This window comes from Limnomicrobium aquaticum (assembly GCF_040545545.1).
Taxonomy (GTDB): domain Bacteria; phylum Pseudomonadota; class Alphaproteobacteria; order Rhizobiales; family Rhizobiaceae; genus Ensifer_A; species Ensifer_A aquaticum.
Window position 1 is genome coordinate 730,376 of record NZ_JBEPMB010000001.1, and the last position, 22,887, is coordinate 753,262.

Annotated in this window: 20 protein-coding genes; 8 read left to right on the plus strand and 12 right to left on the minus strand. The window is 60.9% G+C overall.

Annotation, left to right across the window (positions count from 1 at the left end):
* Window positions 1-118 precede the first annotated feature (118 nt).
* Window positions 119-730, minus strand: coding sequence for a PilZ domain-containing protein (locus ABID16_RS03650; RefSeq protein WP_354554983.1), 612 nt, complete (start codon window positions 728-730; stop codon window positions 119-121).
* Window positions 731-902: 172 nt separating this feature from the next.
* On the opposite strand from ABID16_RS03650, the gene ABID16_RS03655 reads away from it, so the two are divergent.
* The 4 genes from ABID16_RS03655 (at window position 903) to ABID16_RS03670 (ending at window position 6,605) form a co-directional block, all read left to right on the plus strand.
* Complete coding sequence (locus ABID16_RS03655) at window positions 903-1,679, plus strand: rhomboid family intramembrane serine protease (protein ID WP_354554984.1); 777 nt, start codon at window positions 903-905, stop codon at window positions 1,677-1,679.
* A gap of 130 nt (window positions 1,680-1,809) precedes the next feature.
* Window positions 1,810-2,238, plus strand: a complete 429-nt coding sequence (locus ABID16_RS03660) for a CBS domain-containing protein (RefSeq protein ID WP_354554985.1) — start codon at window positions 1,810-1,812, stop codon at window positions 2,236-2,238.
* A gap of 275 nt (window positions 2,239-2,513) precedes the next feature.
* On the plus strand, window positions 2,514-5,360 hold the full coding sequence (locus ABID16_RS03665; protein WP_354554986.1) for a valine--tRNA ligase: 2,847 nt from the start codon (window positions 2,514-2,516) through the stop codon (window positions 5,358-5,360).
* 441 nt (window positions 5,361-5,801) lie between these two features.
* Entirely contained in the window at window positions 5,802-6,605 is an 804-nt protein-coding gene (locus ABID16_RS03670; protein WP_435532354.1) for a tetratricopeptide repeat protein, read from the plus strand.
* 95 nt (window positions 6,606-6,700) lie between these two features.
* Here the strand turns inward: ABID16_RS03670 and ABID16_RS03675 are convergent, their stop codons facing one another.
* From ABID16_RS03675 to ABID16_RS03695, 5 genes are all read right to left on the minus strand, one after another.
* A complete protein-coding gene (locus tag ABID16_RS03675) occupies window positions 6,701-7,750 on the minus strand; it encodes a glycosyltransferase family protein (RefSeq protein WP_354554987.1) in 1,050 nt (349 codons plus the stop codon).
* A gap of 215 nt (window positions 7,751-7,965) precedes the next feature.
* Entirely contained in the window at window positions 7,966-8,733 is a 768-nt protein-coding gene (locus ABID16_RS03680) for an amino acid ABC transporter ATP-binding protein (RefSeq protein WP_354554988.1), read from the minus strand.
* Between the two features lie 14 nt (window positions 8,734-8,747).
* A complete protein-coding gene (locus ABID16_RS03685) occupies window positions 8,748-9,899 on the minus strand; it encodes an amino acid ABC transporter permease (RefSeq protein WP_435532382.1) in 1,152 nt (383 codons plus the stop codon).
* Between the two features lie 10 nt (window positions 9,900-9,909).
* Entirely contained in the window at window positions 9,910-11,103 is a 1,194-nt protein-coding gene (locus ABID16_RS03690; RefSeq protein ID WP_354554990.1) for an amino acid ABC transporter permease, read from the minus strand.
* A 102-nt stretch (window positions 11,104-11,205) separates the two neighbouring features.
* Entirely contained in the window at window positions 11,206-12,231 is a 1,026-nt protein-coding gene (locus ABID16_RS03695; RefSeq protein WP_354554991.1) for an amino acid ABC transporter substrate-binding protein, read from the minus strand.
* A 439-nt stretch (window positions 12,232-12,670) separates the two neighbouring features.
* Between ABID16_RS03695 and ABID16_RS03700 the strand changes: the two genes are divergently transcribed.
* Complete coding sequence (locus tag ABID16_RS03700; RefSeq protein WP_354554992.1) at window positions 12,671-13,879, plus strand: cystathionine beta-lyase; 1,209 nt, start codon at window positions 12,671-12,673, stop codon at window positions 13,877-13,879.
* 13 nt (window positions 13,880-13,892) lie between these two features.
* Here ABID16_RS03700 and ABID16_RS03705 read toward each other — a convergent pair whose 3' ends face one another.
* The 4 genes from ABID16_RS03705 to ABID16_RS03720 all read right to left on the minus strand — a co-directional run bounded on the left by ABID16_RS03705 (window position 13,893) and on the right by ABID16_RS03720 (window position 18,170).
* Entirely contained in the window at window positions 13,893-15,068 is a 1,176-nt protein-coding gene (locus ABID16_RS03705) for an FAD-dependent monooxygenase (RefSeq protein WP_354554993.1), read from the minus strand.
* Window positions 15,069-15,176: 108 nt separating this feature from the next.
* Window positions 15,177-15,422 (minus strand): zinc-finger domain-containing protein, encoded by a 246-nt coding sequence (locus tag ABID16_RS03710; protein WP_354554994.1) that lies wholly within the window; start codon window positions 15,420-15,422, stop codon window positions 15,177-15,179.
* A gap of 108 nt (window positions 15,423-15,530) precedes the next feature.
* Window positions 15,531-16,820, minus strand: a complete 1,290-nt coding sequence (locus ABID16_RS03715) for an NAD(P)/FAD-dependent oxidoreductase (RefSeq protein ID WP_354554995.1) — start codon at window positions 16,818-16,820, stop codon at window positions 15,531-15,533.
* Window positions 16,821-16,838: 18 nt separating this feature from the next.
* Window positions 16,839-18,170 (minus strand): glutamine synthetase family protein, encoded by a 1,332-nt coding sequence (locus ABID16_RS03720; protein ID WP_354554996.1) that lies wholly within the window; start codon window positions 18,168-18,170, stop codon window positions 16,839-16,841.
* Between the two features lie 168 nt (window positions 18,171-18,338).
* On the opposite strand from ABID16_RS03720, the gene ABID16_RS03725 reads away from it, so the two are divergent.
* Complete coding sequence (locus tag ABID16_RS03725; RefSeq protein ID WP_354554997.1) at window positions 18,339-19,118, plus strand: alpha/beta fold hydrolase; 780 nt, start codon at window positions 18,339-18,341, stop codon at window positions 19,116-19,118.
* Between the two features lie 190 nt (window positions 19,119-19,308).
* Here the strand turns inward: ABID16_RS03725 and ABID16_RS03730 are convergent, their stop codons facing one another.
* Window positions 19,309-20,109: an enoyl-CoA hydratase-related protein gene (locus ABID16_RS03730; protein ID WP_354554998.1), complete on the minus strand. Its 801-nt coding sequence runs from the start codon at window positions 20,107-20,109 to the stop codon at window positions 19,309-19,311.
* Between the two features lie 75 nt (window positions 20,110-20,184).
* On the opposite strand from ABID16_RS03730, the gene cysE reads away from it, so the two are divergent.
* Together cysE and ABID16_RS03740 are read left to right on the plus strand one after the other, a co-directional pair.
* Window positions 20,185-21,006, plus strand: a complete 822-nt coding sequence (gene cysE, locus ABID16_RS03735) for a serine O-acetyltransferase (RefSeq protein ID WP_354554999.1) — start codon at window positions 20,185-20,187, stop codon at window positions 21,004-21,006.
* 165 nt (window positions 21,007-21,171) lie between these two features.
* Window positions 21,172-21,912, plus strand: coding sequence for a PadR family transcriptional regulator (locus ABID16_RS03740; protein ID WP_354555000.1), 741 nt, complete (start codon window positions 21,172-21,174; stop codon window positions 21,910-21,912).
* 372 nt (window positions 21,913-22,284) lie between these two features.
* Here the strand turns inward: ABID16_RS03740 and ABID16_RS03745 are convergent, their stop codons facing one another.
* Complete coding sequence (locus ABID16_RS03745) at window positions 22,285-22,887, minus strand: GNAT family N-acetyltransferase (RefSeq protein ID WP_354555001.1); 603 nt, start codon at window positions 22,885-22,887, stop codon at window positions 22,285-22,287.

Sequence of the window (22,887 nt, forward strand, 5' to 3'; positions counted from 1 at the left end):
CTAAAATTTGAACGATCTGTTCCGGGACATTGTTGACCCAGGAAAGGACAGCGGACAGCAAAAAGCCGGCTGAGATGTCTCAAGCCGGCTTCGAGATGTGTCGAAATGGGATTGCTTGTCAGAGCAGCGCGGAGAGCGATTCCTTCGTCTGAAGCGCCGAGAATTCAATCGCCACGCCTTCCTGGAAGTGGCGTACGACACGGCCACGCATGTTGCCGAGCTGGACGGCGGTGCCGATTGCGGGGCGGACGGAAATCTCGATGGCAGCGCCCGAAAGCGAAAGATCGATGATGCGGCAGGGATAGGCGCGGCCATCATCAAGGACGATCTCGGAGCGGTTGTTGCGCGGTGCGAGACGCTCGTGGCGGCGATCCTCGGGCAGGCCGAGTTCGTGCTTGTTGGCGATCCAGGTGAGCTGGGCGGCGAGCTTTTCGCGCTTGCGTTCCGTCGCATTCACGGAAATGACGAAATGCCCCTTGGCGCCGAGGCTGAGCACTTCGCCTTCGATGCGGCCGATGTGGTCGATATAGGCAATGATGCGGTCGCCGACGTTGACGCGGGCCTCGGACTCGATATGGGCGTCGCCCGGAGACATGTCGACGACGACGCAATCGTATTCTTCACGGGATGCGGAAAGCATGCGACCATGCAGGCTCACCGACACGCGCTGGAACATGCGCTGGTCGTTGGCCATGGGCACCCGGCTGTGCGCGATCGGCGTCGTGTCCATCTTTCCCCTGCAAACCCAAATTTCTGCTTATTTAGCAATAGCCTCGGTTCGGTTAATACTTGGTTCTCTGGCCGGCCGTTTTTCTCGCTTGGAATTTCTGGGAAACCGACTTTCTTTTGCCGCCGCGATCCGTAATTGATGCCATAGTGACGGAGCGAAGCAGAGGTACGACATGAACGATGAGCGCGAAGCTGCCTCGGCAGACCCGACTGGTGAGCAGGGCCCGGTCGGTCCGTGGGGAGGCGAGCCCGCGCCGCCGCAACGCGAACCGCTGTTCAACGTGCCACCCGCCATCGTTGCCGTCGTCGCAGTGACGGTTCTGATCGAAGTTCTCGTCAGCTGGATTCTCGATGATGCTGCAGTGCAGACGCTTTATTACTATGGCGGTTTCATTCCGGCCCGTTTTGGCGGTTCGCTCTCCGGTGAATGGCTGCCGGCGCTGACATCTCCGGTGACCTATGCCTTTCTGCATGGCGGCTGGGAGCATCTGATCTTCAACGACATCTGGCTTGCGATCTTCGGAACGCCCGTCGTGTTGCGAATCGGTGCCTGGAGGTTTGCGATCTTCTGGGTGCTGACGTCTGTCGCAGCTGCCTTCGCCTTCGATCTTGCCAATTTCGGTGCCGAAACTCTGCTCGTCGGGGCATCCGGTGCCATATCCGGTCTCACCGGCGCTGCCTGCCGGTTCGTGTGGTCAGGCAGTGGCGGCATGCGCGATCCTGCCCTTTCGGCGCTGCAGCGGCGACTTTCCATCATCGAGACGCTGCGCAGCCGGGAGGTCCTGCTCTTCATCGCTTTCTGGCTGATCGCCAATGTCGTGCTGGCGGGCCTGGGGGTCGGCGCGCCGGGGCAGACACAGGCCATCGCCTGGCAGGCGCATCTCGGCGGGTTCCTTGCCGGATTTCTACTGTTTCCGCTGTTCGATCCCGTGCGTGGCACCGCCCGATAAAGCATATCGGGCGGAAAAACTTGCAATGCGAGCCGGTCCGTAGCACCATCGTCTCATTGAAAGACCGGCAGGAGGAGTGCTCGTCTTTCAATCGCGAGAGCGAATGTGGCATTGGATTTGGGAGAAGCCAATGAACGTCAAAGCTATACTGAGTGAAAAGGGTAACGAAGTCGTCACGCTGAGCCCTTCGGCAACAGTTGCCGAAGTCGCAAACGTGCTGCACAAGCGACATATCGGTGCGGTTGTGGTGGTGGATGACAGCCGGCGTATCGTCGGCATCATTGCGGAGCGTGATATCGTCGGCGCCATTGCCGATCACGGTGCAGGTTGCCTCGATCGGCAGATTGCCGATGTCATGTGGTCAAATGTCTATCGCTGCACCGAGGATATGACCGTCGACAATCTCATGCAACTCATGAGCGCCCGGCGCGCGCGCCACATCCCTGTCGAGCGGGACGGCCGGCTGATCGGCATCATTTCGATTGGCGATGTGGTGAAGGCTCATATTCGTGCTATCGAAAATGAGGCAGAGCATATCAAGGCGTATATCGCCGGCTGACAGAAATACTTCATATGCCGAACTAAAAATTGGACTTGGCGACAAGGACTAAACATGAGTATAGTCCTATGCGACAAAAAGATCGATTACCGACGGTCCGTTGTCCGTGTCGTCGTCCTGTTGACCCCGGACGAAAAGACGCCTTCTGGAGGGGTGGGATAACGCTTGTCGGATAGCCATTCCGTGCTTTGTCACGGAATGGCTTTTTTGTTGACTTCATGATGTGCATCCGGTTTACAAGCCCCACGCATAACTCATGAAGAAGCTGACCCGCCATGCTTGACAAAACCTATGATTCCAAGAGCGTAGAGCCGGAAATCGCCAAGAAGTGGGACGCTGCAGACGCGTTTCGCGCGGGCGCGAATGCAAGGCAGGATGCGGACAGCTTTACCATTGTGATCCCACCGCCGAATGTCACCGGCTCACTGCATATGGGCCATGCGCTCAACAATACCTTGCAGGACATCATGGTGCGCTTCGAGCGCATGCGCGGCAAGGACGTGCTCTGGCAGCCGGGCATGGACCACGCAGGCATCGCGACCCAGATGGTTGTCGAACGCAAGCTGGCCGCCGAAAAGCAGCCGAGCCGCCGCGACATGGGCCGTGAGGCCTTTATCGAGAAGGTCTGGGAGTGGAAGGCCGAATCGGGCGGGCTGATCTTTAACCAGCTAAAGCGTCTCGGCGCCTCCTGCGACTGGTCGCGCGAGCGCTTCACCATGGACGAGGGGCTGTCTGCCGCCGTTCTCGAAGTCTTCGTCACGCTCTACAAAGAAGGTCTGATCTACAAGGACAAGCGCCTTGTGAACTGGGACCCGAAGCTCTTGACCGCGATCTCTGACCTTGAGGTCGAGCAGGTCGAGGTGAACGGCAATCTCTGGCATCTGCGCTATCCGCTGGAGCCGGGCGTCACCTACGAACATCCCGTCCGCTATGACGAGGACACGGAGACGCTTGTTACCGAAACGCGCGACTATCTGGTCGTCGCAACGACCCGTCCGGAAACCATGCTGGGCGACACCGGCGTTGCCGTTCATCCAGACGACACGCGCTATCAGTCGCTGATCGGCAAGCATGTCGTTCTGCCGCTGACCGGCCGCCTGATCCCGATCGTTGCGGACGAATATCCGGATCCGGAAGCCGGCACGGGTGCCGTCAAGATGACGCCGGCGCATGACTTCAACGACTTCGAGGTCGGCAAGCGCCAGGGCCTCAAGATGATCAATGTGCTCTCCATTGACGGAAAGATCGATATCGACGGCAACGAGGAGTTTCTGGAAGGCCTCGCCGACACGGCGGAACTGAAGAACACGATCGCCTCGCTGCAGGGGCTCGACCGTTTTGCCGCGCGCAAGCTGATCGTCGAGATGCTGGAGGCGCTGGAGCTTGTCGACAGGATCGAGCCGCACAAGCACATGGTTCCGCATGGCGACCGCGGCGGCGTTCCGATCGAGCCGCGTCTGACCGAACAGTGGTATGTCGACGCCAAGACGCTGGCCGAGCCGGCGATTGCCTCCGTCCGCGAAGGCCGCACCAAGTTCGTGCCGAAGAACTGGGAAAAGACCTATTACGAGTGGATGGAAAACATCCAGCCATGGTGCATTTCGCGCCAGCTCTGGTGGGGTCACCAAATCCCGGCCTGGTATGGTCCGGATGGGCAGGTCTTTGTCGAGAAGACCGAGGAAGAGGCGCTGCACGCCGCCATCCAGCATTACATCTCGCATGAAGGCCCGTGGAAGGCCTGGGTCGAAGAGAAGCTTGAGAACTTCCAGCCGGGCGAAATTCTCACCCGCGACGAGGACGTGCTCGATACCTGGTTCTCTTCCGCGCTCTGGCCATTCTCGACGCTCGGCTGGCCGGAACAGACGCCGGAACTCGACAAGTATTACCAGACCGACGTTCTCGTCACCGGTTTCGACATCATCTTCTTCTGGGTCGCCCGCATGATGATGATGGGCCTGCATTTCATGAAGGACGAGGACGGCAATCCGGTCGAGCCCTTCCACACCGTTTATGTCCATGCACTGGTGCGCGACAAGAACGGGCAGAAGATGTCGAAGTCCAAGGGCAACGTCATCGATCCGCTTGAACTGATCGACGAATACGGTGCGGACGCGCTGCGCTTCACGCTCGCCATCATGGCGGCGCAGGGGCGTGACGTGAAGCTCGACCCGGCCCGTATCGCCGGCTACCGCAATTTCGGCACCAAGCTCTGGAATGCCACGCGCTTTGCCGAGATGAACGGCGTTGGCGCGGCCGATCCGCATTTCGTGCCGGAAGCTGTGGCGCTTACCGTCAACCGCTGGATCCTCACCGAATTCTCGCGTGCAGCGCGCGACGTGACGGCGGCAATCACGTCCTACCGCTTCAACGATGCGGCCGGCGCGATCTACAAGTTCGTCTGGAACCAGTTCTGCGACTGGTATCTCGAGCTGCTGAAGCCGATCTTCAACGGCGAGGACGAGGGCGCGAAGGCGGAAGCGCAGGCGACGGCTGCCTATGTTCTCGAAGAGACTTACAAGCTCATGCATCCGTTCATGCCCTTCATGACGGAAGAGCTCTGGGCGGTGACGGCTCCCGAAGGCGCACCGCGCAACCAGCTTCTCTGCCATGCCGAATGGCCGACACCGGACTTCGAGGATGATGCGGCTGCTGATGAAATCAACTGGCTGATCGATCTGGTCTCCGGCATCCGCTCCGCGCGCTCGGAAATGAACGTTCCGCCGGCAGCGACAGCTCCGCTCGTCGTCGTGGGCGCGCATTCGCTCACCGAGGGGCGGTTTGACCGTCATGAGGCGGCCGTGCAGCGTCTGGCGCGCGTCGAGGCGATCTCGTTCGCCGATCATGCGCCGAAGGGGGCTGCCCAGATCGTGGTGCGCGAGGCGACGGTGTGCCTGCCGCTCGGCAGCCTGATCGATCTCGTGGCCGAGAAGGCGCGGCTCGAGAAGGCGCTGGCGAAAGTCGAGGCCGATATTGCCAAGATTTCGTCAAAGCTTTCGAACGAAAAGTTCGTCGAGAATGCCAAGCCGGAGCTTGTCGAAGCAGAGCGCGAGAAACTCGCCGAGCTGGAAGGCCAGAAGGCGAGCCTGCTCGTGGCACTTTCGCGCATTGCCGAAGCCGGTTGAGATTTCGGTAAGGTTAATAAAGGCTTAACCCGGCGTGAATTTCTCCCGCCGGGTTTCTTTTTGCTCATTCGTCTGTCAGAAAATGTGACGATTCAGCAACAGTTTTCGCGAGATCGCGCGCCGCTGCAGGTCCCCCGTTACAATTTGTCCATTTCCCGCCACAAAGCAGGAGCAGCTTATACATAGCAAAGGGCGCTCTGAGATTCAGGCGCATTGGCCTCACTCCCGCAGGGTCAGCGGGAAGGACGATGCGGAGGGCGCACCTCAAGGACAATATGAACCAGGCCGCATTTTTGAGTTCGATGCCGACAGGCGCGCGATGGAGGACCGAAGAGGTTTGTTCCGGACGCTTGCCTGGGTTGGTTTTTCGCGTCCCTGTGAACGGGGATTTGCTGATGACTGGCGACGGGCGCATGTGCGTGACGGGAGATGCGTGACATCATGGTAAAGACAGCGTTGAGGTTTGCAACGCCGGCGGTCGCCGGGCTGTTTGCCGCCTTGTCTATCATGCCCCTCAATCAATGCTACGCGTTCGATCCGAATTCGGGCGTCAGCAAGGATTCCGGACCGTTCGACCTCTTCAAGTTCGGCTTCAAGGCTTACAAGGCCGGCCAGAAATCCGAGGCCGTGGAAGCCTACCGTTATGCTGCACAGAAGGGTCATACAGGCTCGCGCTGGGCGCTGGCCAACATGTATGCCGACGGCGACGGCGTGACGCGCGACGATTTCGAAGCCTTCAAGATGTATAGCGACATCGCGGGCAAGGGCATCGAGCCCGGCTCGGCCGATACCGGCTATTTCATCAATGCGTTGATGGCGTTGGCGCACTATTATCTGAACGGCATTCCGGGCAGCCCCGTGAAGGCGGATCCGTCCGAAGCGCGTCAGCTCTATTTCCAGGTTGCCTCCACATTCGGGGTTTCGGAAGCGCAGTTCCAGCTCGCCAAGATGATCCTCTCCGGGCAGGGCGGCAAGCCCGATCCGCTGGAAGCGATGAAGTGGCTGAACCATGCGCGCAAGAAGGGCCATGTCGGTGCAACGGCGCTCTTCGGCAGCCTGCTCTTCCAGCAGGGCCAGACGGTACGTGGCCTTGCCTATTTGACTGCTGCGCTTGATCACTGTGAGCCTGACGACAGGACCTGGGTTCAGGATCTGCAGGAGCAGGCTTTCTCTGTCGCGACCGAAGACCAGCGCCGCAGCGCCACGCAAATGGCGCAGTCCATCGCCTTTGCCTCGGCAAACTGAACGGCCTCATCTGTGTGCATGACGAGGCCCGGCATGTCCGGGCCTTTTTTGACTCCGGCAGGTGGCGCTGCGTGAACGCTGCGATCTTTGAGGTATCAAGCCGGTTGCGAGGCGTCGAGAAACGCCCTGTAGGCGTCCGGCAGCGAAGGCTGGATGAACCCGGTCAGTTCGATCGCGCGCTTGAGGTCGTCGTCTGCATTCTGCGCAGCATTTGCCATCCAGCTGGCGACGGTTGCCACGACTTCGGGACCGTATGTCTCCTGGTCTTGAAGAACGCGATTCTGGAAGCCTCGCAGGAACGACCGTCCCGCATTGGCAGCGATATCGGCCTTGTCGACCTTCCCAAGCGGTGACACATGACTGTGCGACATGATCATGATGTCGAGATAAATGAGCAATTGCCGGTAATGCCTTGCTCTTTCATCGAGCTTAGCGGCAGCGAAAATTGCGTCGACCTGTGCCTGCACCTGTTGTTCGGAATCCCATTTGTGAAAATTGTATTTCAGGATCGTGCTGGGATCGTAGGCCAGCTTGCCGTAGGAAAACAGCGTGTAGGCCAATGCCCAGTCCCCGTTTCCGGCCTTCGTCGGGTGTCGGGCGTAGAAATGGTTCATGAGGTTCGAGAAGGGCACCCGCCGATAGATGCTGTAGAAGGCGGAATTGTCTCCACCAGACTTCTCGTTGTAGCCGAACATTCTTTCGCTGGGTGTATTCTGCTCCAGCGCAAAATCCTTGACCCGCTTGATCTGCCCCTCTGCATTGGTGACCGCAATCAGGGGCTTCACGCCGATGTAATCCTCCGGCAGCGCCGACAGGTCGAAGGGCGACTGATCGGGGGCCTCGTAAATCTCGTCGTCGTCGCCCATCATCATGACGAAATCGGTCGTCGCCATCTGCAAAGCATTCACATGATTGCCTTGCGCGCTCATGTCTGACGGGATCGAATAAAGAAGGTTTGGCGAGCAGCCGACAAGGGCCTTTGTCTTGCGCGCGTCACCGGAATTGTCGGATACGATCAGGAGCCCGTTTCGTTTCTCGACAAATTGCAGCGCGCTCTCCAGCGAGCGCAGCGCGCCATCCAGCGGGCGATGGCTCGGCATGATGATCGAGAACAAGGCGGCCTCGCAAACTCTGAAAGTATCCATGGTCGATGCTACCGTTGATAGCAGGATTCGTTCAGCTGGCAGACATGGATTTCCAGGTCTTCAAGGCAAATATCGTGCGGCGTGCATTTCGGCCGTTCCGCGTAATGTCGACCACAGGTAGCCAGCAAAAGAAAGGCTCCCGCAGGGGGAGCCTTCCATGTCGTCAAAGAGTTCGCAATCCCAGGCCTTCGGCCACGGTCTTCCACCGCGATCGTTCAATGAAGGATCTGGCTGAGGAAGAGCTTGGTGCGCTCATGCTGCGGATTGTCGAAGAACTCGTTCGGAGAGTTCTGCTCCACGATCTGGCCCTGGTCCATGAAGATCACACGATTGGCGACCTGACGCGCAAAGCCCATTTCGTGGGTGACGCAGAGCATGGTCATGCCTTCTTCGGCCAGGCCCACCATGGTGTCGAGCACTTCCTTGACCATTTCCGGGTCGAGCGCCGAGGTCGGCTCGTCAAATAGCATGATCTTCGGCTTCATGCAGAGCGAACGGGCGATTGCCACGCGCTGCTGCTGGCCGCCGGAGAGCTGGCCGGGATATTTGTTGGCCTGTTCCGGGATCTTGACGCGCTTCAGGTAGTGCATCGCGATCTCTTCGGCTTCCTTTTTCGGCATCTTGCGGACCCAGATGGGCGCGAGCGTGCAGTTCTCGAGAATGGTCAGATGCGGGAAGAGATTGAAGTGCTGGAACACCATGCCGACTTCGCGGCGGATCTCGTCGATCTTCTTCAGGTCGTTGGTGAGTTCGATGCCGTCGACGACGATCTTGCCCTTCTGGTGTTCTTCCAGACGGTTGATGCAGCGGATCATCGTGGACTTGCCGGAGCCGGACGGGCCGGCGATGACGATGCGCTCGCCCTTCATGACCTTGAGATTGACGTCGCGCAGTACGTGGAAGTCGCCGTACCACTTGTTCATGTTGGTGATTTCGACGGCCACGTCCGTTGCGGAGACCGTCATTTTCTGTGCCTGGGCCATTTGGGTTCCCTTTCTTATCGTTTGTGTCCGGTGTCGAGGTGCCGCTCCATGAAGGCGGAGTAGCGCGACATGCCGAAGCAGAAGAGCCAGTACATGAATCCTGCGAAGATCAGACCGGTGACGGGCGTCACCGGCGTCGCCCAGGACGCATCAGAGAAGCTCTGGTTGATTATGCCGAGCAGGTCGAACATGCCGATGATCATGACGAGCGAGGTATCCTTGAACATGCCGATGAAGGTGTTCACGATGCCCGGAATGACCAGCTTGATCGCCTGCGGCAGGATGATCAGGCGGATTTTCTGCCAGTAGCCCAGACCCAGCGAGTCTGCGCCTTCATACTGTCCCTTCGGGATGGCCTGCAAGCCGCCGCGGATGACTTCCGCCATATAGGCGGCCGCGAAGATCGACACGCCGACCAGTGCGCGCAGGAACTTGTCGAAGTTAACGCCTGCGGGCAGGAAGAGCGGCAGCATGACCGAGGCCATGAAGAGGACCGTGATCAGCGGTACGCCACGGATCACCTCGATGAAGATGATGCAAAGCGTCTTGATCACCGGCATCTTCGAGCGTCGGCCGAGCGCCAGCAGAATGCCCGCCGGCAGCGACACGGCGATGCCGACGAAGGACAGGATGAGCGTCACCATCAGCCCGCCCCAGTTCGCTGTCTCCACATGGCTGAGCCCAAACACGCCGCCCAGCAGCAGATAGAAGGCGACGATGGGGAAGATGACGAAGAGCAGGGCGGCATTGAGCCCCTTGCGCGGAACCTTCGGGATCAGCATCGGCACGAGCAGCGCCACCAGCATTACCCCGACGAGAATCGGCCGCCAGCGTTCTTCGAGCGGATATCGGCCGAAGATGAACATGCTGAAGCGCGACTGGACGAAAGCCCAGCAGGCACCCGACCAGCCGGCTGGCTGGATGCCGCCGACCTGCTCGGTCGTGGCGCAGACCGTTCGGTCGGCGCCCGACCAGACGGCCTTGATGAAGAGCCAGTTCACCGCATCCGGTATGAGCCATGCGAGAACAAGCAGGGCGAGGATCGTCAGAACCGCGTCTTTGGGCGTGGCGAAGAGGTTCTGCCGCAACCAGGCTCCAAGCCCCGTCGTGTTCGACGGCGGAGCTTCCTGAGCCAGCATCTGGCTGCGGACATAGTGGGAAGACATATCGACCATCTTATCTCTCCACCAGTGCCATCTTGGCGTTGAACCAGTTCATGAACAGCGACGTGGCGAGGCTGATCGACAGATAGATGGCCATCCAGATCGCAACGATTTCTACCGCGCGGCCAGACTGGTTGAGGATCGTTCCGCCGACCGCCACCAGATCGGAGAAGCCGATGGCAATGGCCAGCGACGAGTTCTTCGTCAGGTTGAGATACTGGCTCGTCAGCGGCGGGATGATGATCCGGAGCGCCTGCGGAACGATCACCTTTCGGGTGGTCACGCCGGGCTGCAGGCCGAGTGCGAAGGCCGCTTCCGTTTGCCCCTTGGCAACAGAGCGGATGCCAGAGCGGACGATTTCGGCGATGAAGGCTGCCGTGTAGAAGGACAGCGCGAGATAGAGCGAGACGAATTCGGGACCGACGACCGAGCCGCCGCTCAGGTTAAACTTGCCTGCGACGGGATAGTCGAAGCTGAGCGGAGCGCCGAGCGCCAGGAAGGTCAGGACCGGCAAGCCGATGATGAGCCCGAAGCCGGTCCAGCCACTCGGAAAGGGCTGGCCTGTGCGCGCCTGACGGGCCGACGCCCACTTTGACACGACGACCGCCGCGACGATGCCGACCAGAAAAGCGATCGGGATCGCCCATGTGCCGTCGCCCCAGATCGGTCTCGGAAATGCGAGGCCACGGTTGTTCAGGAAAATGGAAAAGGGCAGGTGGACGGAGTCACGCGGCTGCGGCAGGACCGCCAGAACGCCCTTGTACCAGAAGAAGATCACCAGCAGCGGCGGAATGTTGCGAAATACTTCGACATAGACCTGCGACACCTTGGCAATGAGCCAGTTGTGCGAAAGCCGGCCGATACCCACGATGAAGCCGATGGTTGTCGCCGTGATAATCCCGGTGAACGCGACCAGAAGCGTGTTAAGGAAGCCGACATAGAGCGCGCGCAGATAGGTGGCGTCGCTTGTATAGGCGATCAGCGACTGACCGACGTCGAATCCCGCACGGCCATTGAGAAAGCCGAAGCCCGAGGCGATGTTGGCGCGGCGGAGGTTTTCGAGCGTATTGCTCCAGAACCACCAGAACAGCGCAACGAAGATGATCGCCGTCAGCACCTGATAAAGGATGCTGCGCACCATCGGATCGTAAAGGAGTGATGAACGCGGACGGTCATCGCCGACCGGTTCCGTGATATTTGCGGCCATTGCCTTTTTCCCCCGTTGCCCTGTTTTTATGGGCAATCTTGTCTAGGCTCTGAGATGCGGAGGGCGGGGATAGACCCGCCTTCCGACTTGGCAGTGTGCGTATCAGCGGATCGGCGGAGCGTATTGCAGGCCGCCCTTCGACCACAGGGCGTTCAGGCCACGAGCGATCTTGAGTTGCGAGCTGCCGCCGAGGTTGCGCTCGAAGACTTCGCCGTAATTGCCGACAGCCTTGATGACGTTATAGGCCCACTTTTCGTCAAGGCCGAGATCCTTGCCAACATGCTGGTCCTTTTCCTCGCCGAGGAAGCGCTTGATGTCCGGGTTCGGCGACTTCAGCATTTCGTCGACATTGGCCTTGGTGATGCCGAAGTCTTCAGCAGTGACCAGGGCGTAATGCGTCCAGGAAACGATGTTGAACCACTGGTCGTCGCCCTGGCGAACGGCCGGGCCAAGCGGCTCCTTGGAGATGATTTCCGGCAGGATGATATGATCGTCCGGCTTCGAGAGCGTCAGGCGAACGCCGTAAAGACCCGACTGGTCGGTCGTGTAGACGTCGCAACGACCGGAGTCGTAGGCGGAGTTCACTTCCTCGATCTTTTCGAAGACGACCGGGTTGTACTGCAGGTTATGCGACTTGAAATAGTCGGCAAGGTTCAGTTCGGTCGTGGTGCCGGACTGGACGCAGACGGCAGCGCCCGAAAGCTCCAGAGCCGACTTCACGTTGAGGCTCTTGCGGACCATGAAGCCCTGACCGTCGTAATAGTTGACGGCGCGGAAGAGGAAGCCCAGCGCGGTGTCGCGGCCGATCGTCCAGGTCGTGTTACGGGCGAGCATGTCGATTTCGCCGGACTGCAGCGCCGGGAAGCGTTCCTTGGCGGTTGTCGGCGTGAACTTGACCTTGGTCGGGTCGCCGAAGACGGCGGCAGCAACGGCGCGGCAGTAGTCGACGTCGAAACCGGACCAGTTGCCGGCTGCATCAGGGAAGCCGAAGCCGGCAAGACCGGAGTTGACGCCGCACTGAAGGAACCCCTTGCTCTTGACGGTGTCGAGCGTGCCGGCAGAAGCCGTGTGGGCGGTCAGACCCAGAAGGGCCGTGCCGATGACGGCGGACAGAAGCTTCTTGCTCATTTGTTTTTCAACCTTTTTTTCTTTGTCGGTGAAACCCTTGACCACGCGAGGCGAATTTCCCCAGCCACCGGCGCGGTGCCCACAAACCTCCCGGAGTGAGCCGGATTATTCCATGCGGTTTCGATCCGATGGTCAAGTCGGGTCGCCACATTTTTTCCAAAATCGGGTCAAATTTCGGCCGATGCCTAATCTGGAGGCAGCGCCACAGCGCTTTGATGCGAATTGCCGCAGAAATTCTTTTCATCTGCTCAATATAGAAACCTATCTATGTTTGCGGCCTTGCACACATCGCCGTGACTTGCGGGGGTTGACCATCCCGTCATGCCTCTCCAAAACTGTCACACGCTGCAACAGGATTTTCCGGCCCGCTGTGGCACGAGTGAAATTGAGGCGCGATGGCAGGGTGGCCGGTCCGCCGGAATTGGATAGTTTGTACAGAATGAGCGCAGGCAAGAAAGAATTTCTCGACACGGCAGGCATCAACACGCGGCTCGGCCATCTGGGCAACGATCCGCATGCGTATCACGGCTTCGTCAATCCGCCCGTCGTGCATGCATCGACCGTGCTTTTCCCAAGCGCCGAAGAGCTGAATGCGCCGCCGGAGCGTCAACAGAAATACACCTACGGAACACATGGGACGCCGACGACCGATGCGCTTTGCGAGGCGATCGACGCGCTGGAGGGCTCGGCCGGAACGGTTCTCGTGCCTTCGGGGCTTGCCGCGGTGACATTGCCGCTTCTGGCCTATCTGTCTGCCGGGGACCACGCGCTGATTGTCGATTCGGTCTATTTCCCGACGCGCCGCTTCTGCGACGGGATGCTGAAGAAGCTCGGGGTGAGCGTGGATTATTTCGATCCGGACATCGGGGCCGGCATCGAGGCTCTGGTCAAGCCGAATACGCGGCTTGTCCATCTGGAGGCTCCGGGCTCCAATACGCTTGAAATGCAGGATGTGCCTGCCATTGTCGAGGTCGCGCATCGGCACGACTGCATCGTCACCATCGATAATACCTGGGCGACCCCGATCTATTTCAGGCCGCTCGACTTCGGCGTCGATGTCTCCATTCACGCGTCGACCAAGTATCCGTCCGGCCATTCGGATGTGCTTCTCGGCACGGTGTCGGCAAATGCCAAGCATTGGCCCGCGCTGAAGGAAGCCTATACCACGCTCGGTCTTTGCGTCGGCCCGGACGATGCCTATCAGATCCTGCGCGGCCTGCGCACGATGGGTGTCCGCCTGGAGCATCATCAGCGCTCGGCACTCGCGGTTGCGCAATGGCTGGAGGGCAGGGCCGACGTGGCGGCCGTTCTGCACCCCGCTCTGCCGAGCTTCCCCGGCCATGCGCTGTGGAAACGCGATTTCAAGGGCGCAAGCGGGCTCTTCTCCTTCGTGCTGAAGGTCGACGATGCAGGTGAGTTCGAGGCCAGGTCATCCGCCTTTCTCAATGCGCTGAAGCTCTTTGGCCTCGGCTATTCCTGGGGCGGCTATGAGAGCCTCGCGGTGCCGGTCAAGCTCGGCGACCGACGGGTCTGCAAGGCTCCGAAGGAGGGGCCGGTCATCCGCCTGCAGGTCGGGCTCGAGAATGTCGAGGATATCATTGCCGATCTTGAGCGCGGCTTTGCCGCCGCAGCCGCCGTTGGACGCTGAACGCTGAGTTCCATCAGGCCGGCTGCTCGCCGGCCTTGTATCCGTAGATCCAGTCGAGCTTGGCGGCGAGCCGCGTCGGCGGGCTGAGCGCGAAGACGGCGTCGCGAGCGAGCCTGATCGGTCCGCGGGCGTGATAGGCGAAGCGGTTGAAGTCGCCGCGTGCGCGAACCTTTGCGACACGCGCCCGCCGCACCGCTTCATAGCGCAGGACTGCGGCCCCGATCGGCATGGTCCTGACCATAGCCGCAAGATCGTAAGCATCCTCGATGGCCATCACGGCGCCCTGGGCGGCGAAGGGGAGCATCGCATGGGCAGCGTCGCCGATCAGCACCAGATCGCTGTTGTCGGTCCAGTGCCCGTCGCTGACCCCGAAGAGCGGCCACCATGTCGGCTTTGGCGCAGCCAGCAGGGTTTCGCACAGCGTATGGTTCCAGCCGGCAAGTGCGCGGCTTACGAATTCGCGGCGCTGTTCGTCTGTCGGGCTGATCGACCACGCGTGTCCGGGGTCTTCGCCTGACGAGATGGCGACCAGATTGATCGCGCCGACATCCTTGAGTGGATAACAGACCATGTGCGCGTCGGGGCCCGTAAAGGCGGTGACGCGATTGCGGAGAATGAAAGCGGGCGCATCCTGCTCCGGAATGACGAAGCGCCAGGCGACAAAACCGGAAAATTTGGCCTGTCCTGCACCTTCGACCAGCGTGCGCATTTTCGACCAGACACCGTCGGCGCCGACAAAGAGGTCGGCCTTCATGCCGGCCTCCGCCTCAAGCGCTTCCTTGGAAGGCTTGTCGATCCGCGTTCCCAGCATCAGCGAGATGGAAGGATTGTCTTCGACTTTCTTGAGAAGCGCCTGCTGGAGCGTTGCCCGATGAAGCACGCCATAGGGACCTCCCCATCGTGCCACGCCAAAGCGGCCAAGCGGGACCGAGGCGAGATCGGCAAGCGTCGCGCCCGAGGCCAGTGTCACGCAGTCCGGCTGCAGCCATTGCGAGGAAATGAGCGGAAGAACACCGAGCCGGTCAAGGACGCGTGCCCCGTTGGCGGAAATCTGCAGGCCTGCGCCCACCTCGCTCATCTGAGCCGACTGCTCGATGATCGTGATGCGCATGCCAATCTCTGCGAGCGAGAGCGCTGCGGTCAATCCCGCTACGCCTGCTCCCACGACGATTGCTGACTGGACGGCCATAACGCCACCTGCCTGTCCGATAGGAAAGACCCGCGCTGCCGCGAGGGCTCACATTTTACAACGCGCTTGCCGACGCGAAATCCGTTGCAGATTTTCGCGGCAACAGTGTCAGGCAGCCTTGACGAGGAAGACGCAGCCGGGCGGGTTGGTCTGATTTTCCTTCAGCGACGGATTGTACCGGAAGAGCGTCGAGCAATAGGAGCAGACCTTCTCAGCGTCGGCGCCCATGTCGATATAGATATGCGGGTGGTCGAAGGGGACGGATGCGCCCGTGCACATGAATTCCTTCACGCCGACCTCGATGACGCGATGGCCGCCGTCGTTCTGGAAGTGGGGAATGGTGTGACCGGCCATGAATGCCTCCGAATGCGCTCTGCTGTGATGTCAAATCAGGATTTGGCCGGACATTATAACGGCACTGCACAAAAGTGTAGGGGGCTGTGCCAAGTTTGGGGCGGAAACTTAGCGCCGTTTTTCCATCTGCTGGAAATACCACATGCCGATGGCGAGGGCGGTGTTGCCGAGCGTCCGCCCGACCGGAAGCCGCCAATGCCAGGCGCTGGCGAAGATGTCAAAGTCGCGCGGGTTTCCGGTGAGCGCTTGCCCCATGATCTCGCCGACGATATGCGAGGTGGCGACACCGTGGCCGGAATAGCCCTGCGCATAGAAGACATTGTCGCGGATGCGGCCAAGCTGGGGGATGCGGTTGATGGTGATTCCATCCTGTCCCTGCCAGGCGAAATCGATGCGCACGCCCTTCAGCTGCGGGAAGGTCTTCTCGATCGCCGGGCGGAGCTGGTCGGCGAGATTGGGCGTCTCGCGGCCGGTGTAGTTCGTCCCGCTGCCGAAGAGGAGCCGGCGGTCGGCGGTGAGGCGATAATAGTCGAGGACGAAGCGAGTGTCGTAGACCGCGATGTCCTGCGGGTTGATGGCGCGGGCGAGGTCTTCCGCCAGCGGCTCCGTCGTCACGATGCCGAGCGAGGCGGGAAAGAGCATGCCGGCAAGTTTGAAACGTTCCAGATGATGCGAGGCATTGCCGGCGAGCAGGACCTTGTCGGCGACGACTGAACCGCCCGCCGTCACCAGCTCGACGCGCTTGCCATGGCGGATATCGAGGACCTTCGTGTCCTCAAAAATCTGAACGCCGAGACGGCGCGCCGTATCGGCCTCGCCAAGGCAGAGGTTCAGCGAGTGGACGTGCATGTTGCGCCGGTTGATGAGGCCAGCGGCGTAAAGGTCGGTGCCGATGACGTCGCGGACGGCCTTGCCATAGACCATCTCGACCTCACCGCCCATGCCGCGCGCCACCGCCATTTTATAGATGGCTTCCAGCTCGGGGATATGCGACGGCTGCCAGGCGGCCTGCATATGGCCGAATTTCAGATCGCACTGAATGCCGTATTTCTCCACGCGGTTCCGAATGATGCGTTGCCCGCGCCAGCGCAGATCCCAGACGAAATCCTCGGCCTTGGGGCCGAGCTTGCGGGCGAACTGTTTCAGCATCGCCTTGTCACCGGAGAGTGATCCCGTGATCTGCCCGCCATTCCGGCTCGATGCGCCCCAGCCGATGACATTGGCTTCCAGCAGTGCGACGGAGACGCCGCGTTCGGCGAGTTCGACCGCCGTTGCAACACCCGTGAAGCCGCCGCCGATGATGGCGACATCGACCTCGATCCGTTTATCGAGCCTGGGAAATGGGGCAATCGGGCTACGGGTCGCGGCGTAATAGGAGTCGCAATAGGTCTCGGCCATGGCTTTGCGGGCTCCGGGTCAGACGCTCAGGCGATAGGTGGCGATCTCAAGATCGGTCACCTGCGCAGCAAAGACATCCTGTTCCTGCTGCTTGGCGGCGGCGAAACAGGTGACGAATTCCGGATGCAGGATGCGCTTCATGCTTTCCGCCGTCTCGAAGCGCTCCAGCGCCTGCCGCCAGTCCCTGGCGAGCTTCGGCAGGTCGAGTTCGTGCGAGTTGCTGGTGACGGGCTCCGGCGGCGTCAGCATGCGGGCAATGCCATCCAGCGCGCCGCCGAGAATGGTCGCGAGCACGAGGAAGGGATTGGTGTCGATGCCGGCAACGCGGTGCTCGATGCGCCGCGCCGCATGGGGGCCGCCGGGAATGCGGATCGCGGCCGTGCGGTTCTCGTAGCCCCAGCCCACCGTCGTTGGCGCAAGGCCGCCGGGTGACAGGCGGCGATAGGAATTGAGATGCGGCGCGAAGATCAGCGTAGCATCGGCCATGCTGTCCATGAGCCCGGCGACGGCGGCGCGCATGATGTCGGAGCCCTTTTCCGTGCCGTCGTCGAAGACGTTGTGGCCGCTTTCGTCCAGCATGGAGAAGTGGATATGCAAGCCGCTGCCGGCCTTGTCCGGGTAGGGCTTCGCCATGAAGGTTGCCAGATAACCGTGCCGGCGTGCGACATTGCGGATGATCTGCTTGAGGAAGAGCGTATTCTCAGCCGCCTTCAGCGCGTCGGGCTGGTGCATCAGGTTGAACTCGAACTGGCGCTGCGCACCTTCGGCGATGGTCGCATCGACTTCAATGCCGGCAGCGGCGGCGGTCCTGTAGAGATCATCGATGAAGGGGCCGGCATCGCTCAATTCTTCGAGCGAATAGATATTGTCGAACTCTCGCGGCGGGCCGCCGACCTGCGGACGGGCAGGGGCGATGCCATCACTGGACGCATCGAGAAGGTAGAACTCGACTTCGGAGGCCACGACAGGGGTCAGCCCCGCCGCCTTGTAGCGGTCGAGCACGAGCTGCAGGAGATGCCGACCATCGGCGTAATAGGGTTCGCCGGTTTCCTTGCACATCCAGAGCGGCAGGACCGGGCCATCCATGCCGAGATCGAGCGCGCCGCGTCCGGTTGCCTCGCAGATGCCGTCCAGATCGCCACGTTCCATGGTGAGCTGCGTGCCGGCCGTATCCGTGCCCCAGATGTCGACGCCGATGGAGGACATCGGCATGCGGATGCCGTCTTTCTTCAGCTTGTCGAGCTTTTCTGCCGACACGCGCTTGCCCCGGAAGATGCCGTTCATATCCGTGATGGCGGCATAGACATGGGAGGGGCTGGCGGGTGATTGCTTGTGGTCTGATGAAGACAAGGGAAGGCTCCGGATGACAGTTTTCAGCTGGCATCTACGTATGACTTGATCAAATTTGCAAGATCGATCTTCAGGCAAAGGTTGTCGAAAGAGGCTTGCGAATTCGAGAAACTGCAATAGGTAAGGAGCATTCTCAAAGCCCCGTTCGTTTGCCTGTGGAGCCCTGACTTGCATCTCAACGCCCCCGCATTTTCTTCCTTCCAGCATGACAGGCTGAAGCTTGCCTTTTTCGACGAGGGCGATCCGGCGGGTGATCCGATCCTGCTCATCCACGGCTTTGCCTCGTCTGCCTTGGTCAACTGGGTGCATCCCGGCTGGCTGAAGACACTGGGCGATGCCGGCTACCGCGTGATTGCGATCGACAATCGCGGCCATGGCCGCAGCGACAAGCCGCATGAGCCGTCGCGCTACCATGTGCCGCTGATGGCCGCCGATGCGATCGCGCTGCTCGATCATCTCGGCATTCGGCAAGCCCATGTCATGGGATATTCGATGGGCGCGCGCATCACCGCCTTTGCAGCGCTGGCCTTCCCGCATCGCATCCGCACCGTCATCCTCGGCGGGCTCGGTATCGGGATGGTGACCGGGGTAGGCGACTGGGACCCGATTGCCGATGCGCTGCTTGCGCCCTCGCTGGATGACGTGACCCACGAGCGCGGCCGCATGTTCCGCGCCTTTGCCGACCAGACCAAGAGCGACCGCCTGGCGCTCGCCGCCTGCATCCGCACCTCGCGCGACCTGCTGAGCGCCGAGCAGATGGCCAAGATCGACATGCCGGTATTGATCGGGGTCGGCACCAGGGACGACATTGCGGGTTCGCCCCAGGAGCTTGCCATGCTGATGCCGCATGCGGAGGCGCTGGACATCCCGAACCGGGACCACATGCTGGCCGTGGGGGACAGGGTGTTCAAGAAGGCGGCGCTGGAGTTTCTGCACAAACATTCGTGAGGTTTTGCCTCTCCCCTTGTGGGAGGGACAAGAAAATCAGCATCTTAGCTTCAGCTAAGTGCTAGATTTTCCAGGTGAGGGGGCGCATTCTTGCTGCGACCTTCCGACACCCCTCACCAAGCCTGCCAAGCCAATCGCCTGCGGCTCTTGGGGCAGGCTATCCTCTCCCACAAGGGAAGAGGATGTGCTGTCACCTACCGGTGAAAACCGCCTTCCGCTTCTCCGCAAAGGCTGTACGTCCTTCGCGATAATCCGCGCTGTCAAACGTAGCCGCACCCTGCCGCGCCGCCTCGGCCTGAAGCGCTGCATCGCCCGCCACGACAGCGCGGATCGCGACCTTCGAGGCGCGGATGGAAAGGGGTGCATTGGCGGCGATGTCTGCCGCGATCTTCTCCACGGTTCCGTCCAGCGCTGCGCTCTCCACCCGCATCGTCAGGAGGCCGCTCCCGCCAAGATCGCTCGCCGAAAACTGCCGCGCCGTGAACACCGCGAGCCTTGCCGTCGCCTGACCCAGCGCCGCGACGATATCCGCCATGGCATCTGCCGGATAGGCGAGGCCGAGCTTGCCGGCGGGCACCGCGAACCGGCCCGTCTCGTCGCCGATGCGGATGTCGGCCGCCGCTGCGAGCCCCAGGCCGCCGCCGAAGCAGATGCCGCGGAGTTTGGCGATGACAGGCACCGGCGCCTCGCGGATCGCGGCAAAGGCGGCACTGTTGGCGGCTTCGTAGGCGAGTGCACTTTGCGTATCCTTGCGGACCTCGTCGAATTCGGAAATATCGGCGCCTGCGGAAAAGTCCACGCCGCCATCGCCCTGCAGGATCATGGCGCGGGCGTCGTGCGCAACGAGCCAATCGGTCGCTTCCGTCACGCCCTGCCACATGGCAAGGTTCAGCGCGTTCTTGCGACGTGCGTTGGAGATGGTGAGCAGGCCGACATGGTTCTCCAGCGTCGCCACGATGCCGCCCCCGGCGAAAGCCTGTGTTAAGTTCATTTGAGCCCACCCCATTTAAGTTCTCATCGGGATGGAATATATTGGCTGTCCGAGGAAGCCAGCAAGGAGATGCGCATGTCCGCGCACAGCGAACTGAAGCCGGTCCACATCAAGAGCGTCGATCCCATCTGGGATGCGATGAAACTCGAGGCCGAGACCGCCGCGAAGCACGATCCGGTGCTCGCCGCCTTCATGTATTCGACCGTCATCAATGCGCGTTCGCTGGAAGATTGTGTGATCTACCGCATCTGCGAACGCCTCGATCATCCCGACATGCAGGCTGTTCTGCTGCGCCAGACATTCGAGGAAATGCTGGCCGACTGGCCGGAATGGGCAACGATCCTGCGCGTCGATATCCAGGCCGTCTACGACCGCGACCCGGCCTGCACGCGTTTCATCGAACCCGTGCTCTATTTCAAGGGCTTCCATGCCATTCAGACGCATCGTCTGGCGCATTGGCTCTGGAGCAAGGGCCGCAAGGATTTCGCGCTCTATCTGCAAAGCCGCTCGTCCAGCGTCTTCCAGACGGATATTGCTCCTTCCGCACCGATCGGTCGCGGTTTCTTCCTCGACCATGCGACCGGCCTCGTCGTCGGCGCGACGGCCGTCATCGGCGACAATGTCTCCATCCTGCAGGGCGTCACGCTTGGTGGCACCGGCAAGGAAACCGGCGACCGCCACCCGAAGATCGGCGATGGCGTGATGATCGGCGCGGGCGCGAAGGTGCTTGGCAATATCACGGTCGGCTCCTGCTCGCGCGTTGCCGCGGGGTCTGTCGTGCTGAAGCCGGTGCCGAAATGCACGACGGTGGCAGGCGTCCCGGCACGGGTTGTTGGCGAGGCTGGCTGCACCGAGCCTTCGCGCAGCATGAACCAGCTTGTCGAAAGCTACGACTAACCGACAGTCTTTCGATATATCTAAGTTATTGATTTGCGGGGCCGGGAGCTATCTCCCGGCCCTTTTCTTTATATAAAGATACATTTTCGTTATATCTAACTCTTGCGCTCGGGAAGAATCGGTCTATATTCCGATATATCGAAAACACATCTGAAGGAGATTTTCATGCAAGAACATTTTGATGAGCGCCATGAGCGCCATGAGCGCCATGAGCGCCATGAGCGATATGGTCATCACGGGGAAGGCCGTCCCGGTCGCCACTGCCGTGAGCACGGCGAGGGAAGCCATTTCGGCAAGCGCGAAAAGTTTCTCGCCATGATGCTGATGGGCCGCGGTCCGTTTGGTCGTGGTTTCATGGGGGAAGGCGGTGGGCGCGGCCCCGGTCGCGGCGGGTTCGGCGGCGGCGATGACGGGTTCGGCCCGCGCGGGCGCTCGCTCGGTCAGGGCCATATCCGGCTTCTCGTCCTGTCTCTGATCGAGGCCGAGCCGCGTCATGGCTACGATCTCATCAAGCAGATCGAGGAGATGAGCGGTGGCGCCTATGCGCCGAGCCCCGGCGTCATCTATCCCACGCTCACGCTGCTCGAAGAGGCCGGCTATGCCGCGACGACGACGGATGGCAACAAGAAGCTCTATTCCATCACTGTCGAAGGCAAGGCACATCTCGATGAAAACCGCCCGCAGGCGGCAATGATCGTCGAGCGGCTCCAGGCGCTGTGCGCGCATATGAAGGAACGGGAGGAGCGTCACGGCCCCGGCCGCAAGGATGGCCCGGAGCTTCCGCGCGGCGTCGATGCGGCGTTCCTCAATCTGCGCGAGGCTATCGCGCGCAAGCTCGGCAAGGACGATGCTGCCGCGACGGAGATCGTGCGGAAGCTGCTTGCCATGGCTGAGGAGCTGGGGTGAGGGGTGATTTCAGACGCTGTGTGTGCGTTGAAACCCCTCACCGGCGATTTCTAACACTTAGCTGAAGCTAAGATGTTGAAATCGCTTCCTCTCCCACAAGGGGAGAGGACAGGCTGCACCCCTTCGCCGTCATCCTCGCCCTTGTGGCGAGGATCTACTGAAGAAACTGCGGGCTCGACGGTGCAGGAGAATGTTGCGGGTGAGGATACCGTCATCCCGAGAGCCATTCACCGACCGGTTTTGGCTCTCGTGGCAGATCCTCGGGACAGGCCCGAGGATGACGGCCAATGACAGGCCGGAGGATGACGGCGGGGAGTGAGCGATGATGACGTCCGCAAACCTTGTCGCCCCGTGGTGACAGCGGCTGACGCCTTACTTCCCCGAACCTTCCGTCACCGTCACCATCCCGCTATCCCGTTTTGCCAGTTCCAGCAATTCGTCATCGCTCAGCGGCCGCACCAGTGCGTCCGAGGTCGAGACCGGCGAGAAGCCGAACATCTGGTAGAGCTGGAGCGCACGCGGGTGGTCGAGATTGTTCGTCGTGACCGTCAGCTTTTGCGGGTTGAGGTTCCAGGCGGCGCGGAGTGCCTGGAGCAGGAACCATTTGCCGACGCCGAGGCCGAGCGCATGTTCCATCAGGCCGAAGTGACAGAGTTCGACGACCTCTTCGCTCTCATGGCGCAGCTCATAGAAGCCCGCGGGCGCGCCGTTGACATAGAGAATGCCGATATAGCTGGCAGCGCTATGCAGAAGGGCGGCCAGGCGCTTGTCTGAGAGACGCAGTCGGTCGACCCAGTGCCAGCGCGCGCCGACCTGACGATAGAGATAGCGGTAATAGGCGAGCGGTATGTTTTCCGCGCGCATGATCGCTGTGTGCAGGTTGGCCGGCACCGGCATTTGCGCCTTCGGCGGCGCGGTCATTTCGAGATAGGTGATATGAGCCTTGATGGCCTTCGGCTTCTTCGTGGCTGCCAT